The sequence below is a fragment of the Kluyvera genomosp. 2 genome, assembly GCF_036759865.1.
Classification (GTDB): domain Bacteria; phylum Pseudomonadota; class Gammaproteobacteria; order Enterobacterales; family Enterobacteriaceae; genus Kluyvera; species Kluyvera ascorbata_B.
The window spans coordinates 54,701-70,689 of the sequence record NZ_JAPKIA010000006.1 but is presented as its reverse complement, the minus strand read 5'-3'; the positions used below and the strand labels follow the sequence as shown (position 1 = coordinate 70,689).

Sequence of the window (15,989 nt, the reverse complement as noted above, 5' to 3'; positions counted from 1 at the left end):
TTAATCCCAGCTCAATACGACTTTACCGGACTGGCCGGAACGCATCGCATCAAAGCCTTTCTGGAAGTCATCAATGCCAAAGCGGTGGGTGATAATCGGGGACAGATCCAGCCCGGACTGAATCAGCGCGGCCATCTTGTACCAGGTTTCGAACATTTCACGACCATAGATACCTTTAATAAACAGCCCCTTAAAGATAACTTTGGTCCAATCGATGGACATATCCGACGGAGGGATCCCCAGCATGGCAATGCGCCCACCGTGGTTCATGGTGTCGAGCATTGAGCGGAAGGCTGGCGGCGCGCCGGACATTTCCAGCCCCACGTCGAAGCCTTCGGTCATGCCCAACTCTGCCATGACGTCGTTGAGATTTTCTTTCGCGACGTTAACCGCGCGGGTAACGCCCATTTTGCGCGCCAGCTCCAGACGGTATTCATTCACATCAGTAATAACCACGTTACGCGCGCCGACGTGTTTTGCCACCGCTGCGGCCATGACGCCGATCGGGCCCGCACCGGACACCAGCACATCCTCGCCAACCAGGTCGAAGGACAGCGCGGTGTGTACCGCGTTGCCGAACGGATCGAAGATGGAGGCCAGATCGTCGGAAATATTATCCGGAATTTTGAAGGCGTTGAACGCCGGGATCACCAGCTGTTCCGCAAAGCAGCCCTGACGGTTCACGCCGACGCCAATCGTGTTACGGCACAGGTGCGTACGACCTGCGCGACAGTTACGGCAGTGCCCGCAGGTGATGTGGCCTTCACCGGAGACGCGGTCACCGATCTTAAAGCCACGCACTTCCTGACCGATGCCGATAACTTCGCCAACGTATTCGTGCCCAACGACCATCGGTACCGGAATGGTCTTCTGCGACCATTCATCCCAGTTATAAATATGCACGTCGGTGCCGCAAATCGCGGTTTTGCGAATCTTAATCAGCAGGTCGTTATGGCCGAGCTCCGGTTCTGGAACGTCGGTCATCCAGATCCCTTCTTCCGCTTTCAGTTTGGATAACGCTTTCATCTCACACCCTTAGGCAATGACGCCCAGTTGTTTACCGATGCGGGTAAAGGCTTCCACCGCACGTTCAATTTGTTCCGTCGTATGCGCCGCCGACATCTGGGTACGAATACGCGCCTGGCCTTTTGGTACCACCGGGAAGAAGAACCCGGTCACGTAGATGCCTTCTTTTTGCAGTTCACGTGCGAAGTTTTGCGCCACCACCGCGTCGCCCAGCATGACCGGGATAATCGCGTGATCGGCACCCGCCAGCGTAAAGCCTGCGGCGGTCATTTTTTCACGGAACAGGCGAGCGTTGGCCCACAGTTGGTCGCGCAACGCCGCGCCAGACTCGACCATCTCCAGCACTTTGATGGACGCCGCCACAATTGCGGGTGCCAGCGAGTTGGAGAACAGGTAAGGGCGCGAGCGCTGACGCAGCCACTCCACCACTTCTTTACGCGCGGCGGTATAGCCGCCGGACGCCCCGCCGAGCGCTTTGCCCAGGGTACCGGTAATGATATCCACGCGGCCCATCACATCGCAGTATTCATGGGAGCCACGGCCGTTTTCGCCGACTAAACCGACGGCATGGGAGTCATCGACCATCACCAGCGCATCGTATTTATCCGCCAGATCGCACACGCCTTTCAGGTTGGCAATCACGCCGTCCATGGAGAACACGCCGTCGGTGGCGATCAGGACATGACGAGCACCGGCCGCGCGCGCTTCTTTCAAGCGTTCTTCCAGTTCAGCCATATCGTTGTTGGCATAGCGGAAACGCTTCGCTTTGCACAGGCGCACACCGTCAATGATGGAGGCATGGTTCAGCGCATCGGAAATAATCGCATCTTCAGCGCCCAGCAGCGTTTCAAACAGGCCGCCGTTGGCATCGAAACAGGAGGAGTACAGAATGGCATCTTCCATACCGAGGAAGCTCGCCAGCTTTTTCTCCAGCGCTTTGTGGCTGTCCTGAGTCCCGCAGATGAAACGCACCGACGCCATACCAAAACCGTGGCTGTCCATACCCGCTTTCGCGGCGTTAATCAGCGCTGGATGGTTTGCCAGACCCAGATAGTTGTTGGCGCAGAAGTTGATAACGTGGCTGCCATCGCCCACGGTGATATCCGCCTGCTGAGCGGAGGTGATGATACGTTCTTCTTTAAACAACCCTTCCGCACGAGCGGTGTCCAGGTCGCTGGTTAACTGTTTGTAGAAATCACCACGCATTGCAACTCTCCAGATTCGGTAAAATTTGGCACATATTACCCAAAGCTATACGCTGATACGAGATGATGCATGTCTGAATGAATTATTTGCAGCATAAATCACGCGCCCCCGTCTCGCTACGCGGTGAAAGGCTGAAGGCTGGCAAATGTGATGGTATGATAAGAGGTATTCGTGCCCGGGATACTCCAGGGCCCACCTATCTCAAAGGTTACAGTTATGATTATCGTTACCGGCGGCGCTGGCTTTATCGGCAGCAACATCGTGAAAGCGCTTAATGACAAAGGCATTACCGACATTCTGGTAGTGGACAACCTGAAAGACGGCACCAAGTTCGTGAACCTGGTTGACCTTGATATCACCGACTATATGGATAAAGAAGATTTTCTGATCCAGATTATGGCCGGTGAAGAGTTCGGTGATATTGAAGCCGTGTTCCATGAAGGCGCCTGCTCCTCCACCACCGAGTGGGACGGCAAGTACGTGATGGACAACAACTATCAGTACTCCAAAGAGCTGCTGCACTACTGCCTGGAGCGTGAAATTCCGTTCCTGTACGCCTCTTCCGCCGCCACCTACGGCGGCCGTACCAGCGACTTCATCGAGTCCCGCGAGTTTGAAAAACCGCTGAACGTCTACGGCTACTCTAAATTCCTGTTTGACGAGTACGTGCGCCGCATCATGCCGGAAGCCAACTCGCCGATCGTCGGTTTTCGCTACTTCAACGTCTACGGCCCGCGCGAAGGGCATAAAGGCAGCATGGCGAGCGTCGCGTTCCACCTGAACACTCAGTTGAACAACGGCGAAAGCCCGAAACTGTTTGAAGGCAGCGACGGCTTTAAGCGCGACTTCGTCTACGTCGGCGACGTGGCAGCGGTAAACCTGTGGTTCTGGGAAAACGGTAAATCCGGCATCTTCAACCTCGGTACCGGCCGTGCGGAATCCTTCCAGGCGGTGGCAGATGCCACGCTGGCGTTCCACAAAAAAGGCAGCATTGAGTACATTCCGTTCCCGGATAAACTGAAAGGCCGCTACCAGGCGTTTACTCAGGCCGACCTGACGAATCTGCGCGCCGCTGGCTACGATAAGCCGTTCAAGACCGTCGCCGAAGGCGTAACGGAATATATGGCCTGGTTGAACCGCGACGCGTAAGAAGTCAGCATGAAAATTCTGGTGGTCGGCCCGTCATGGGTGGGCGACATGATGATGTCGCAAAGTCTCTATCGCACGCTCAAGGCGCGCTATCCCCAGGCGATAATCGACGTGATGGCACCCGCGTGGTGCCGTCCGCTGTTATCGCGGATGCCGGAAGTCAATGAAGCGATCGCCATGCCGCTCGGGCACGGCGCGCTGGAAATTGGCGAACGGCGCAAGCTCGGTCATAGCCTGCGCGAACGGCGCTATGACCGCGCTTATGTTCTGCCTAACTCCTTTAAATCGGCACTGGTGCCGTTCTTTGCCGGCATCCCGTTGCGCACCGGCTGGCGCGGCGAGATGCGCTATGGCCTGCTGAACGATGCACGGGTACTGGACAAAGCGGCCTGGCCGCTGATGGTCGAGCGCTACGTGGCGCTGGCCTATGACAAAGGCGTAATGCGCTGCGCGAAAGATCTGCCACAGCCGCTGCTGTGGCCACAATTACAGGTGAATGAGGGCGAGAAATCGCTGGCCTGTAACGCATTTTCGCTCTCCGGCGATCGCCCGATGATCGGTTTTTGCCCCGGCGCCGAGTTTGGCCCGGCTAAACGCTGGCCGCACTATCACTACGCCTCGCTGGCAAAACAGCTGATTGACGAAGGCAATCAGATTGTCCTGTTCGGCTCGGCGAAAGATCACGACGCGGGTAATGAGATTATCGCCGCGCTAAGCGACGAACAAAAAGGCTGGTGCCGCAATCTGGCCGGGGAAACCCAGCTGGAGCAGGCCGTGGTGCTGATTGCCGCCTGTAAGGCGATCGTGACCAACGACTCAGGCCTGATGCACGTGGCCGCAGCGCTTAACCGCCCGCTGGTCGCGCTGTACGGCCCCAGCAGCCCGGACTTTACGCCGCCGTTGTCTAACAAAGCGCGCGTCATCCGACTCATTACCGGCTACCACAAGGTGCGTAAAGGCGACTCTGCGCAGGGTTATCATCAGAGCCTGATCGATATCACCCCGGCGCGCGTTCGCGAAGAGCTCAACGCGCTGCTGTCGAGTGAGGAAGCCTGACGCATGCGGGTGTTGATTGTCAAAACCTCTTCGATGGGCGACGTCCTGCACACGCTACCGGCGTTAACCGACGCGCAGCACGCCATTCCCGGCATCCGCTTTGACTGGGTCGTGGAAGAAGGCTTCGCCCAAATCCCTTCCTGGCACGATGCCGTCGACCGCGTGATTCCGGTCGCCATTCGCCGCTGGCGTAAAGCGTGGTTCTCTGCCCCCATCAAGGCCGAGCGCAAAGCCTTTCGCGACGCCGTTCAGGCGGTGAATTATGACGCCATCATCGATGCCCAAGGGCTGGTAAAAAGCGCCGCGCTGGTCACCCGGCTGGCGCACGGCGTGAAGCACGGCATGGACTGGAGCAGCGCCCGCGAACCGCTGGCCAGCCTGTTCTATAACCGTCGTCACCCTATTGCCAAACAGCAGCACGCCGTAGAGCGCACCCGCGAGCTGTTTGCCAAAAGCCTCGGTTATGCCAAGCCCGATACGCAGGGTGACTACGCGATCGCCCAGCATTTTCTGGCAACGCTTGCGCCAGCAGAAGCGCCTTACTGCGTCTTCCTGCACGCCACCACTCGCGACGATAAACACTGGCCGGAGAGCCACTGGCGCGAACTGATTGGCCTGTTAAAAGAGAGCGGGCTGCGCATCAAGCTCCCCTGGGGCGCGCCGCACGAGGAAGCTCGCGCAAAACGCCTGGCAGAGGGATTTGATTATGTAGAAGTCCTGCCGCGCCTGAGCCTGGAGAAAGTGGCACACGAGCTGGCAGGGGCAGTATTTGTTGTCTCAGTGGATACCGGATTAAGCCACTTAACCGCGGCGCTGGATCGCCCAAATATCACGCTGTATGGGCCAACCGACCCTGGATTAATTGGGGGATACGGTAAGAACCAGGTGGCGTGCTGTTCAGCATCACAAGATTTAACAACGCTTGACGCGCTCGCGGTACTTCACGAGCTGCGGAAAATACAGTCCTGGTGATCTTTTTAGGGTATTTTGATGAATTTTTTAGCATCCGTTAAGCATAAGGAAGCATGCTGGCAATCCATATGGAATCGTGGGTTAGTTTCATTATTTATTATAATGAACTTTTTTGACCATATTACCCGTTATAAGCATGCAGTCACCGGGTTAATGCTGATTACTGCACTATATTATGTAGCTAAGAAAAAAACACAGCTGCTAAGTATTTTTAAAAATAACCTGACCTATGCCCTTCTGTGCTTTGTGGCCGTGTGTGTCTATGCCGTGGCAATTTCCGTCGATCCGGCCTACAGCTTGAGTAAATTTGCCAATACCGTGCTGGAAAAACTGCTGCTGATGACGCTGCTTATCCCCATCCTGCTGCATGAGGAAAGTAAAGAGAATGTCGCCAGGACCCTGATTTATTCGCTGATCGTCGGCATTCTGCCGCTGGCGATAGCCGACGGCTGGCAGTACTACCGCGAATATCAGCAAGGGATTATGCCGTTAACCGACTTTGCGCATAAGTACCGCTCAGATATTTTAATCTTTATGGCTCCCGCATTTTTATTCCTCTGGAATTTCAAAACGACCAAAGCCAGAGTACTGTTCTTTGCGATCGCCTGCGTGATGGGCTTTATGATTGTGGGTACGCTGCAGCGTGGTACCTGGTTAGCCATCCTAATCCCAGCATTTATCTGGTGCGTCATTAAGCGAGAATGGAAACTACCGCTGCTTGCCGCCGTGCTGCTCGGTGGCGTGCTGCTCACCGGCTATCTGAAAGATCGGGACGCCTTTAAGTTGTTGTTCCATAAGATGCAGCAAACCTCCAGCTCCTACCGCTACGGCGGCGGTACGCAGGGTTCGGCGCTGGATCTGATTATGGAAAACCCAATAAAGGGCTACGGCTACGGTGAAGATATCTTCTACCGGGTATATAACAGCCGGGTCCACGACTATCCGCAGTGGTTCTTTAAACAGTCCATCGGGCCGCACAACCTGACGCTGTCGATGTGGTATGCCGGTGGTTTATTGGGCCTGTTTGCCGTTTGGTATTTGCTGATCTCACTGCTGACGGAAGCTGTCAAAGGCTACCGGGCAAGCCAGGGCATTATTAAAGAGGCGTGGCTCCTGATCGGGTTAATCCTGGTCGGCAACCTGTTCGTCCGCGGTGCCTTTGAGACCGTCAGCATAGAGAACCTGACGATGCTGTTGGGCATTGCGCTCACGCTGAAGGCGCGAAGCCAACAGCACTAAATAAAAAAGGCTGCGAATGCAGCCTTTTTTATTTTTCTGACCCGGCTACACCTCTTCCGGCGTAATAAAAGGCACCAGATCATAGCTGACGGCGGTGTTGTCAGAGAGGTTGTAGACGTTAATATCCGGCACCTTCTCCCGCATAAAGGCATAAAATGGCAGGATTTTACCTAAATCACGGCTCAACTCCGACGGCTGCGGGTTATGTTCTTCGTCATAAAAACGCGTGCAGGTATCCACTAAATCCAGCCCGGAGTGAACGATTTTCTTATAGCCCAGGCTGTAGGCAACCTGCAGCGCAGCAAACGCCACCGTATGGCACGAGCAATAGCCGTGAGAGATATCGCGGCTAAAGCCCACCAGACGTTTCTTTTTCGACATGGGGACCGAAATCAGGATGTTTTCATCCAGCTTCGCCATCAGCGTAAATTTCAGTTTCTTAAAGAAGCCGCCTTTCTCCCGCTGATATAAAGAGCGAATCACGAAACCGCGATCGTCAATGAAGCGCTTATCCTCCGCGGAGGCGTTATCGTAAACCTCGCCATTGACAATGGTGTATTTACTCTTTTGCACAAACTCGCGGAAATCATCGTTACGCTGCAGAGAAAAACGCGAATCCGTCAGCACATAAATAAACGGCTGAATATTGTTATCCAGCAGGTAGCGGGCCGAACCGTTGACCGAAATAACGTCTGATGCCGCCAGTAGGCTCAATGGCGTTTTCAGTGAGGAGGGACCAGAAAGGAAAATAATGCTGCTTTCAGCGGTCCTGTGACGTTTGATTTCGTTAATGTCTTCGGTTGTGATGCCGTGCAATTTGCCGCTCATAAGACTGCCACCAAAATAGGATTATGACCCAACTGCCAATGTTCTGATTTACCCCTGCCAGGCGTGCGCTATGTAGCCTAACGCGACTTCACCAGCCGCAGATAAAAATAGTAAATGTAGTTCATAACGCCAGCAACAGGCTGATTATTCTTGAAATTATGCTTAGCACAATAGCGCGCGTAGTTTGCGTTATTCGGCTTGAGCAACGGCGTAGATTGCCACGGCGAAGCCGCCTTTGCCTTGAGGAACGGCGTTGCGCTGGGGTAGTTAGCCCAGTTATGCCACGGCTTGGTGGGCCCAACGTAGTGGATCAACACGGTGCCATCGTTAATGGGGTTAACAAAGGCCGTCTTCAGCTCATAGTTAAGGCTGAACTGCGTGTTGTATTTCCCCTCGATAAAAGTCACTTTCCCGGCCAGAATGATGTTCAGAATATCCTGATCCATAAAGCTCAGCTTGCGCGTCACGTTTTTATCGGACAGCAGCGACATAGCCTTGCTGGATACTGACTCGCTGGCCCATGCCGGAATATTCAGCAGCAACACGCCCGAGTTAAAATAACCGTTCTCAATCGCCGGGCATTCCAGACTCTGGCTGCGTGACCGCCACCACTTTTTATCACGTTCCGGTACCACGCCCGCTACGCTATCGCCTAATAACAGCGTAACCAGCGGCTTAATGCTTCCTTGGCACACAATATCGGCATCCAGATACAGCACGCGCGGCTGCTGACCGATGAAATAGTCGCCGATGATAAAGCGGAAATACATCGCCACGGACCAGTTCTTGGTGGTCGGAAAAGCCTTCAGACGATCGCAGTTGACAATATGAATCTGAATGCAGGTTTTATAGTCCTTCGCCAACTGGGCAAAATGCTGCTTTTCGGCTTCCGGAACGGTGTCGATAAAGACATGGAAAATAAAATCGCTGTCGCGGTTATGCAGCAGAACGGAAGCAATCGAGACGCCGCAGCCAAAAAGAAAGTTCTTATCAATCCCGTAAGCAACCGGCAGCGGTGACGTGCCCTCTGCCGTTTCGCGCTCATCAAAGATGATGCTTTCTTTGATCATCTCCTGCGCATTTAAATACGTATTTGCCATGCTCTGCCTCAGCGTTTACAACGACTTTCTTATCGTTCTTTCTTTGATTTTATTTGCTTTTTCTTCGGTTTTAGCCAGAAGCGCCTGCTCTTCTCGCAGCGCCTCTCTCAGCGGCTTAGCAAAATACACCCGCATAAAGCGCAGAACATCGCGCTGGGTCAGCCCGATATTCATTGACGAAAAATAGAGCCCGATAAGATCTTTATCGCGCCAGCGGCGCGGCACACGATCGCGAATTTGCGCACGGTGCAGGTCAATCACCGAAATCTTTAACGTTTCTTCGGCGCAGCTAAACGGCAGGTGCAGCAGAAAATGGCAGATATAGCAGTCGCGATGGTTAATGCCGCTCAAATGCATTTTTCGCACCATCGTCGCCACACGCTTAATCAGCATGCGTTTCAGCGCGGGCGCGGGCGGATTCGCTAACCAGTCGGCGCAGTAATCCTCAAGGCTGATGGTGGGCGTCAGGTCTTCGGTAATGATAAATGAGGTGCGGGTCAGAGGATTCAGCCCTTTCTCCCCAAAACCAACGCCGTGCATGGTATCAACCCCCACGTCGTGCAGGCGATGAATCGCGTTCCACTCGCGATCGGCACCCAGCACCGGCATACGCAGCGAAATCAGGTTCTTCACGATCTCTTTAAGGGAGGTACCGCGGTGCCATTTCAGAAAATAGCTGCCGCCCGCCAGCTCGAAGCGCAGCGTACGGCGCGTTTCCAGCTCGCGGAAGACTTCACCCTGCAGGTGTTTCACTTCCTCAAAGGCATCTTTTCCGCGCCACAGCGTGGCCAGCGGTTCATTCAGCTCAACCATCCAAATCACCTATTATGATATCTGCCGCTTTGTCCGCCAGACTGTACAAATCTTGTGTATCGGCATAATTGCGCGCATTTTCCGCCCATGCTGCGCGCAGCGCCGGCTGGGTTAACGCCTTGAGGAGAACCTCATTTAAGGCTTCCTGGCGGAAAGGCTCATCCATTACCGCGCCGCAGTTGGCGTCCGCAATGTAGTGGGCATAGCCGCATACGCGGGTTGTTAATACCGGCAGGCCGGCCGTCACGGCCTCCAGCAGCACAATTCCCGCGGCTTCCTGATAGGCCGGATGCAACAGCAAATCAGCTGCCGCCATCAGCTCCGCCACGTCGTTGCGGCCGGAAAAGAAATGCACATTGCGCTGAATACCGTATTTTTCGGCCTGCGCGGCAAATTTCCCCGGTTTGTCCTGCCCGACAATAAACAGCTGCGTGTTATGGCGCACGCTTTCCGGCAGCGAGGCCATCGCGGCCAGCGTACGATCAACGCCTTTACGCGTGAAGTCCGAACCCACCTGTAACAGCACGTTTTGCGACTCGGTCAGACCATTCTTCTGCCGGTACACCTGACGGGCGTCCGGGATCTGCTGGCTGTATTTTCTGTCTGGATAGATGCCCGGCGGCAGAATATGAAAGCGTGCTGACTCGGTCTGATAGTGTTTCTGGAAATCGGCAATTTGCTTGTCCGTCAGCATCAACAGCTGCGTGTTTTTGCCGTGCTCGAACGTTGCCCGCTCAAAGGCCGCATAGTGACGATAGCGCGAAGTCAGGCGATAAAAGAACCCTTTTTCCTGCGCGACTTTTTCGGCATAGCACACGTCGGCGGCGTAATAGACGTCCAGACCGGGCATTTTATTGAAGCCCACGACTCTACTCACCGGATGTTCACGCAGATGGTTTTGCACCCACGTATAATATTGCGCGTTACGGCCGTGGTTAGTATGGGATTTGACCGGAACCTTGATGAGCTCAAACGCCTGCGGGCACTCTCCCTCCCAGGATTGCGTATATACGCGCACCTGATGACCGCGGGCCGCCACGGTCTGCGCAATGCGCATAAAATCGCGCTGCAGGCCGCCGAAGGGGAAATACTTATACAAACAGAAAGCAACGATCATAATTCCTCGCCGGTTACAGGCTCGCCGTGACCCGCGGGCAGTATTTTATCAATCGCGGCAATCACATCTTCTGCCGGGATAACCGAAAGGTACATTTCATTACGGTCACGCTGCTCACGCGGCGGCATAGGGCGATAGTCGCCGGCCCAGAACTGGATCATATTGTCCGACCACGGGCGCCAGAAGATATGATTAGTGGCACCAAATAGCGCAATCAACGGCGTTTTTACCGCCGCTGCAATATGGCCCGGCGCGGAATCAACGCCGATAAACAGCGCCGCATGGTCGATAAGCGCCCCCAGTTCGGGAAACGTCATTTTTCCGGCTAAAGCGGTGACCGGCGGCCGCTCGCAGCCCTGCGCGATCGCCTTGATACAGGCTAAATCCTCGACGCTCGGGCCCGACGTCAACACCACCTCAACGCCGCGCTGATGAAGTGCATCCACCACCTTTGCGAACTTCTCATTTTCCCAGCATTTAAAAATCTGCCGTGCCGTCGGTTGGATCACCACGTAGCGCTCGCCAACGCCGGCCTTATCCAGCTCGCCGCGCACGCGCGTCCAGCACGCCGGGTTGTAGCTCATGGTCGTTTCGGCAACAGACGAATCAAGCCCCAGCGGTGCCAGCACTGACAGATTCGCTTCCACGACATTCTCGCCCTTCTGCGGGGCCAGGTGAGTAAAACTGTTGCGCCAGAACGCCGACTGCCGATGCTGATAATTCTGCGAAATGCTCATCGGGACATTCAGCAAGCGCACCAGCACGGCCACCATCCATTGGTCGGCCATATTGACGACCAGATCGTATTTATTCGACCGCAGTACTCTGATTAAACTGACGAAGTTGGTAATTTTCTCTGTCGTTTTTGCTTTCTTGTTTTTAATACCATACAGCGCGTTAATTTCAGGGTTTTCAGACAAAATAGGGATCGTATCCTGATACAACAGGACGTCGATTTTCGCCTCAGGATAATGGCGCTTCAGCGTGCTAATAACGGGGGTCGTTAATAACATATCCCCGTGAAAACGCATTTTAATGACCAGTATTTTTCGAAATGGCTTATCCACACGCGACTCTTTGGTTGAGGTTTTCCGCTAAAAACAGGCACAAAGCGCGCTTACGGCCAATGACCGGAAATGCACGCTTTTTGCCGCGCTAGTGTACCACTTCTTGCGCCGCAATCCGAACCGGATGCATTTTGCCTTTATAAAGTCATTTTTCTTTATAAATCATGGCAGTAATACCTTATCCATCGCGATAACTTCCGCGACGTTCGTCCCCGCATATCCAGAGGCGTTAACCGCAATGAACAGCATAAAAAAGGGTGATAAGCAGTGATATCCACGGCAAGCCCCTGCACTGTGGATAATTTAGACCAAAAACAGCAAAAGTAATGGTAAAGCCTCAGTTAAATACTTAGAATCCACAGCACATTCATAACTCAGCTATTTATTATGCTTGAACTGCTTTACACCGCCCTTCTCTACCTTATTCAGCCCCTTATCTGGATACGGCTTTGGGTGCGCGGACGTAAGGCTCCGGCCTACCGAAAACGCTGGGGTGAACGTTACGGTTTTTATCGCCAGCCGCTTAAGCCCGGCGGGATTATGCTGCACTCCGTTTCCGTAGGTGAAACGCTGGCGGCCATTCCGCTCGTGCGCGCGCTACGCCACCGTTACCCCGATTTGCCGATTACTGTGACCACGATGACCCCCACCGGTTCCGAGCGCGTCCAGTCGGCATTTGGCAAAGACGTGCAGCACGTTTATCTGCCGTACGATTTACCCGATGCCCTTAACCGTTTCCTCGATAAAATCGACCCTAAGCTGGTGCTGATTATGGAAACGGAGCTGTGGCCAAACCTGATTGCCGCACTGCATCGCCGCCATATTCCGCTGGTGATCGCCAACGCGCGCCTTTCCGAGCGCTCGGCTGCCGGGTACGCCAAATTAGGGTCATTCGTGCGGACGCTGCTGCAGCGTATTACGCTGATTGCGGCGCAGAATGAAGAAGACGGCCAGCGTTTTGTGGCGCTGGGCGCGAAAAATAATCAGGTCACCATCACTGGCAGCCTGAAGTTTGATATTTCCGTCACGCCGCAGCTGGCTGCCAAAGCGGTAACGCTGCGCCGCCAGTGGGCACCGCGCCGGCCGGTGTGGATTGCCACCAGCACGCATGAAGGCGAAGAGAGTATCGTCATTGCCGCCCACAAAGCGCTGCTGAAGCACTACCCGGATCTGCTGCTGATTCTGGTGCCGCGCCATCCGGAACGTTTTCCGGACGCCATCAATCTCACCCGTCAGGCTGGCCTGAGCTACACAACCCGTTCCTCCGGCGAAGTCCCTTCCGCCGCGACGCAGGTGGTAATTGGCGATACCATGGGCGAGCTGATGCTGCTGTACGGAATTGCCGACCTGGCGTTCGTTGGCGGCTCGCTGGTCGAACGCGGCGGCCATAACCCGCTGGAAGCCGCAGCGCACGCCATTCCCGTGCTAATGGGGCCGCATACGTTTAACTTCAAAGACATTTGCGCGCGTCTGGAACAGGCGAGCGGTCTTATCACCGTTACCGATGCCGAAAGCCTTGAAAAAGAGGTTTCCTCTTTGCTGGGCGACGCGGATTACCGCAGTTTCTATGGCCGTCATGCCGTTGAGGTCCTGTATCAGAACCAGGGCGCGCTGCAGCGCTTGCTACAACTCCTGGAGCCGTACCTGCCACCGAAAACGCATTGAGGATGATTATGCAAAAACGGGCAATTTATCCGGGCACTTTCGATCCCTTCACTAACGGTCACCTTGATATCGTGACCCGCGCAGCCTGCATGTTCGATCGGGTGATCCTCGCCATTGCGGCCAGCCCCAGCAAAAAACCGATGTTCGACTTAAACGAACGCGTTGCCCTGGCCCAGCAGGCTACCGCGCACCTGGGCAACGTCGAGGTACTCGGGTTCAGCGATTTGATGGCCAATTTTGCCCGCAGCCAGCAGGCCAATATTCTGATTCGCGGCCTGCGCGCCGTGGCCGACTTTGAATACGAAATGCAGCTAGCGCACATGAACCGCCACCTGATGCCTGAACTGGAAAGCGTCTTCCTGATGCCGTCAAAAGAGTGGTCGTTTATTTCATCGTCGCTGGTGAAAGAGGTCGCGCGCCACGCCGGTGACGTGACGCACTTCCTGCCACAGCACGTGCATCAGGCGCTGATGGAAAAGCTTAAGTAACAACGCGTCAACGCTGGCCGGGCATCGCCCCGGCGGGCGCTACTTCTGACACTGTCGACAATAAAACGTCGCCCGCTGCGCATGTTTACTGGCAATAATTGGCGTACCGCACACCCGACACGGCTCGCCTTTCCGTCCGTACACCTGTAGCTCCTGTGCAAAATAGCCCGGCTTACCGTCGCTTTGCAGGAAATCCTTCAGCGTGGTTCCGCCCTGCTCAATCGATCGTTGCAGCACGGCTTTGATCGCCGCGACCAGCCGCTCGCACTCTTCCGCCGATAACGAACAGGCCAGCCGATCAGGATGGATCCGTGCGGCAAACAGCGATTCGCTGGCGTAAATATTACCCACGCCCACCACCAGCTTGTTATCCATCAGCCAGGGCTTAATCGCCGTTTTCTTCTTCGCGCACTTCGCCAGCAGGTAGCCCGCGTTAAATTCGTCGCTGAGCGGCTCAGGGCCCAGATGAGCGAGCGCGCTGTGGCCTTCCAGCACCGGCGTCCATAGCCAGGCGCCAAAACGGCGCGGGTCGGTGTAACGCAGCACTTTGCCGTTACTCAACACCAGGTCTACATGATCGTGTTTTTCTGCCGGTAGCTCGTGCGTCAAAATTCGCAGGCTCCCCGACATCCCCAGATGGATAATAATCCAGCCGTCAGGCAACTCCAGCAGCAGGTACTTGGCGCGTCGCTGGACGCTGAGTACGGGTTTATCGCTCAGGCGGTAGATTTCATCGGAGACGGGCCAGCGCAGGCGACCGTTGCGAATGACAGCATACTGGATGGTCGCACCGACCAGGTGAGGCTCAATACCCCGGCGGCTGGTTTCTACTTCGGGTAATTCAGGCATAGCGTCTCCGTCACAAATACAGATGCTTCTATTATGGGGACGCGCAGAAAACAAAAAACCCCGCCGAAGCGAGGTTTTTCGTGACATCGAAACTAAAATTATTTGATTTTAGCTTCTTTGTACAGAACGTGCTGACGGACAACTGGATCGAACTTTTTCAGTTCCAGTTTTTCCGGTTTAGTACGTTTGTTCTTCGTGGTGGTATAGAAGTGACCAGTACCAGCAGAAGAAACCAGCTTGATTTTCTCACGAATACCTTTAGCCATGATTTATTTCCTCTAAGTACTTAGTACTTTTCGCCACGGGCACGCAGTTCAGCCAGGACTGAATCGATGCCTTTTTTATCGATTACACGCATACCTTTAGCAGATACGCGCAGGGTGACAAAACGCTTCTCGCTCTCAACCCAGAAACGGTGAGAGTGCAGGTTCGGCAGGAAACGGCGTTTAGTCGCGTTCAGTGCGTGGGAACGGTTGTTACCGGTCACCGGACGCTTGCCAGTAACTTGGCAGACTCGGGACATGTCTATTCTCCAAAAATCAAATTAGCTCGAGCTTCGTATGGGGTATCGGCGCCTCGTCAGGCTGTAAAGCCCGGTCACGACGGTTCTAAGTGAACCCCCGATTGCCAGGCCCAAATGCCAAACCCGAGATTCTCAAAGGTGGCGTAGTATACGCTGACCCGGCGATATGCTCAAGTCCCGAACAGACAAAGATCCCGGTGGATCGCGTAATAATCCGCTAAATCCAGCCGCGTTCGGCAAAAGAAACGTATTCACCGCGGCCAATAACCAGATGGTCCAGCACACGTACATCCATGAATTGGCAACATTTTACCACCCTTTCGGTAATAAGTCTGTCTGATTTACTGGGTTCTGCATTACCCGATGGATGATTATGTGCAAGGATCACCGCCGCCGCGTTCACTTTGATGGCTTCTCGTACAATTTCGCGCGGATGCACCTCAACATGGCTCAAGGTGCCAGAAAAAAGTCGGCAGTGCTTGAGCACCTTATGCTGGTTATCGAGGAAGATAACCACAAAAATTTCTCGTTCTTCGTCGGCAAGCTGGCTTTGCAGAAACTCGCGGGTCATCTCCGGGCTCAACAGCGACTCCTCTGACAGCACGCGCAGGCTAAAGTAGCGGCGCGCCAGTTCGGCAATGCCCTTCAACTGAGCATACTTGGCAATCCCCATACCATCGATATGCGTTATCTCTTTTTCCGACGCCGAAAGCAGGCCGTACAGCGATCCAAAATGGCGCAGCAGGTCATGAGAGTAGCGCATGACGCTTTTTTCACGCGTGCCGGTGCGTAAAAAAAGCGCTAATAATTCAACATCCGTCAGCGTCTCAATACCGTATCGCTGCATTTTCTCGCGCGGCATCATGGTCGTAAGCTCTCCATTTCAATAGG

17 protein-coding genes are annotated in these 15,989 nt (G+C 54.5%); 6 read left to right on the top strand and 11 right to left on the bottom strand.

All coding sequences use genetic code 11. From position 1 onward, the window contains the following. Both tdh and kbl read right to left on the bottom strand, forming a co-directional pair. On the bottom strand, window positions 1–1,026 hold the full coding sequence (gene tdh, locus V6942_RS07935; protein ID WP_106924967.1) for an L-threonine 3-dehydrogenase: 1,026 nt from the start codon (window positions 1,024–1,026) through the stop codon (window positions 1–3). A 9-nt stretch (window positions 1,027–1,035) separates the two neighbouring features. Continuing rightward, window positions 1,036–2,232, bottom strand: a complete 1,197-nt coding sequence (gene kbl / locus V6942_RS07930) for a glycine C-acetyltransferase (RefSeq protein ID WP_333501069.1) — start codon at window positions 2,230–2,232, stop codon at window positions 1,036–1,038. A gap of 216 nt (window positions 2,233–2,448) precedes the next feature. Here kbl and rfaD point away from each other — a divergent pair, with 216 nt between their 5' ends. The 4 genes from rfaD to rfaL are packed head-to-tail and all read left to right on the top strand — an operon-like array spanning window position 2,449 to window position 6,648. Then, window positions 2,449–3,381 carry an ADP-glyceromanno-heptose 6-epimerase gene (rfaD, locus tag V6942_RS07925; protein WP_064541014.1) on the top strand — a complete coding sequence of 311 codons (933 nt, stop codon included), beginning with the start codon at window positions 2,449–2,451 and terminating at the stop codon, window positions 3,379–3,381. A 9-nt stretch (window positions 3,382–3,390) separates the two neighbouring features. Next, complete coding sequence (gene rfaF, locus V6942_RS07920) at window positions 3,391–4,437, top strand: ADP-heptose--LPS heptosyltransferase RfaF (RefSeq protein ID WP_182929824.1); 1,047 nt, start codon at window positions 3,391–3,393, stop codon at window positions 4,435–4,437. A 3-nt stretch (window positions 4,438–4,440) separates the two neighbouring features. Continuing rightward, complete coding sequence (rfaC, locus tag V6942_RS07915) at window positions 4,441–5,409, top strand: lipopolysaccharide heptosyltransferase RfaC (RefSeq protein WP_333501068.1); 969 nt, start codon at window positions 4,441–4,443, stop codon at window positions 5,407–5,409. 18 nt (window positions 5,410–5,427) lie between these two features. Continuing rightward, entirely contained in the window at window positions 5,428–6,648 is a 1,221-nt protein-coding gene (gene rfaL, locus V6942_RS07910; RefSeq protein ID WP_333501067.1) for an O-antigen ligase RfaL, read from the top strand. Between the two features lie 45 nt (window positions 6,649–6,693). On the opposite strand, the gene waaZ is transcribed toward rfaL, so the two are convergent. The 5 genes from waaZ to rfaQ form a co-directional block, all read right to left on the bottom strand. Next, window positions 6,694–7,476: a 3-deoxy-D-manno-oct-2-ulosonate III transferase WaaZ gene (gene waaZ, locus V6942_RS07905; protein WP_106924961.1), complete on the bottom strand. Its 783-nt coding sequence runs from the start codon at window positions 7,474–7,476 to the stop codon at window positions 6,694–6,696. Between the two features lie 77 nt (window positions 7,477–7,553). Next, on the bottom strand, window positions 7,554–8,576 hold the full coding sequence (gene waaO / locus V6942_RS07900; protein WP_333501066.1) for a lipopolysaccharide 3-alpha-galactosyltransferase: 1,023 nt from the start codon (window positions 8,574–8,576) through the stop codon (window positions 7,554–7,556). 15 nt (window positions 8,577–8,591) lie between these two features. Further along, on the bottom strand, window positions 8,592–9,389 hold the full coding sequence (rfaP, locus tag V6942_RS07895; RefSeq protein ID WP_333501065.1) for a lipopolysaccharide core heptose(I) kinase RfaP: 798 nt from the start codon (window positions 9,387–9,389) through the stop codon (window positions 8,592–8,594). Continuing rightward, window positions 9,382–10,506, bottom strand: coding sequence for a glycosyltransferase family 4 protein (locus V6942_RS07890; RefSeq protein WP_106924958.1), 1,125 nt, complete (start codon window positions 10,504–10,506; stop codon window positions 9,382–9,384). The genes rfaP and V6942_RS07890 overlap by 8 nt, the downstream gene beginning before the upstream one ends. Further along, window positions 10,503–11,573: a lipopolysaccharide core heptosyltransferase RfaQ gene (rfaQ, locus tag V6942_RS07885; RefSeq protein WP_333501064.1), complete on the bottom strand. Its 1,071-nt coding sequence runs from the start codon at window positions 11,571–11,573 to the stop codon at window positions 10,503–10,505. The genes V6942_RS07890 and rfaQ overlap by 4 nt, the downstream gene beginning before the upstream one ends. Before the next feature lie 387 nt (window positions 11,574–11,960). On the opposite strand from rfaQ, the gene waaA reads away from it, so the two are divergent. Continuing rightward, the gene (gene waaA / locus V6942_RS07880) at window positions 11,961–13,238 is read left to right on the top strand and encodes a lipid IV(A) 3-deoxy-D-manno-octulosonic acid transferase (protein WP_106924956.1); all 1,278 of its coding nucleotides are present in this window, start codon (window positions 11,961–11,963) and stop codon (window positions 13,236–13,238) included. Between the two features lie 8 nt (window positions 13,239–13,246). Continuing rightward, window positions 13,247–13,726 (top strand): pantetheine-phosphate adenylyltransferase, encoded by a 480-nt coding sequence (gene coaD, locus V6942_RS07875; protein WP_106925183.1) that lies wholly within the window; start codon window positions 13,247–13,249, stop codon window positions 13,724–13,726. Window positions 13,727–13,765: 39 nt separating this feature from the next. On the opposite strand, the gene mutM is transcribed toward coaD, so the two are convergent. The 4 genes from mutM to radC form a co-directional block, all read right to left on the bottom strand. Next, window positions 13,766–14,575 (bottom strand): bifunctional DNA-formamidopyrimidine glycosylase/DNA-(apurinic or apyrimidinic site) lyase, encoded by an 810-nt coding sequence (mutM, locus tag V6942_RS07870; RefSeq protein WP_106924955.1) that lies wholly within the window; start codon window positions 14,573–14,575, stop codon window positions 13,766–13,768. A gap of 98 nt (window positions 14,576–14,673) precedes the next feature. Continuing rightward, the gene (gene rpmG, locus V6942_RS07865) at window positions 14,674–14,841 is read right to left on the bottom strand and encodes a 50S ribosomal protein L33 (RefSeq protein WP_003024094.1); all 168 of its coding nucleotides are present in this window, start codon (window positions 14,839–14,841) and stop codon (window positions 14,674–14,676) included. 20 nt (window positions 14,842–14,861) lie between these two features. After that, window positions 14,862–15,098, bottom strand: coding sequence for a 50S ribosomal protein L28 (gene rpmB, locus V6942_RS07860; RefSeq protein ID WP_106924954.1), 237 nt, complete (start codon window positions 15,096–15,098; stop codon window positions 14,862–14,864). A gap of 217 nt (window positions 15,099–15,315) precedes the next feature. Then, complete coding sequence (radC, locus tag V6942_RS07855; RefSeq protein ID WP_106924953.1) at window positions 15,316–15,963, bottom strand: RadC family protein; 648 nt, start codon at window positions 15,961–15,963, stop codon at window positions 15,316–15,318. Window positions 15,964–15,989: the final 26 nt, after the last annotated feature.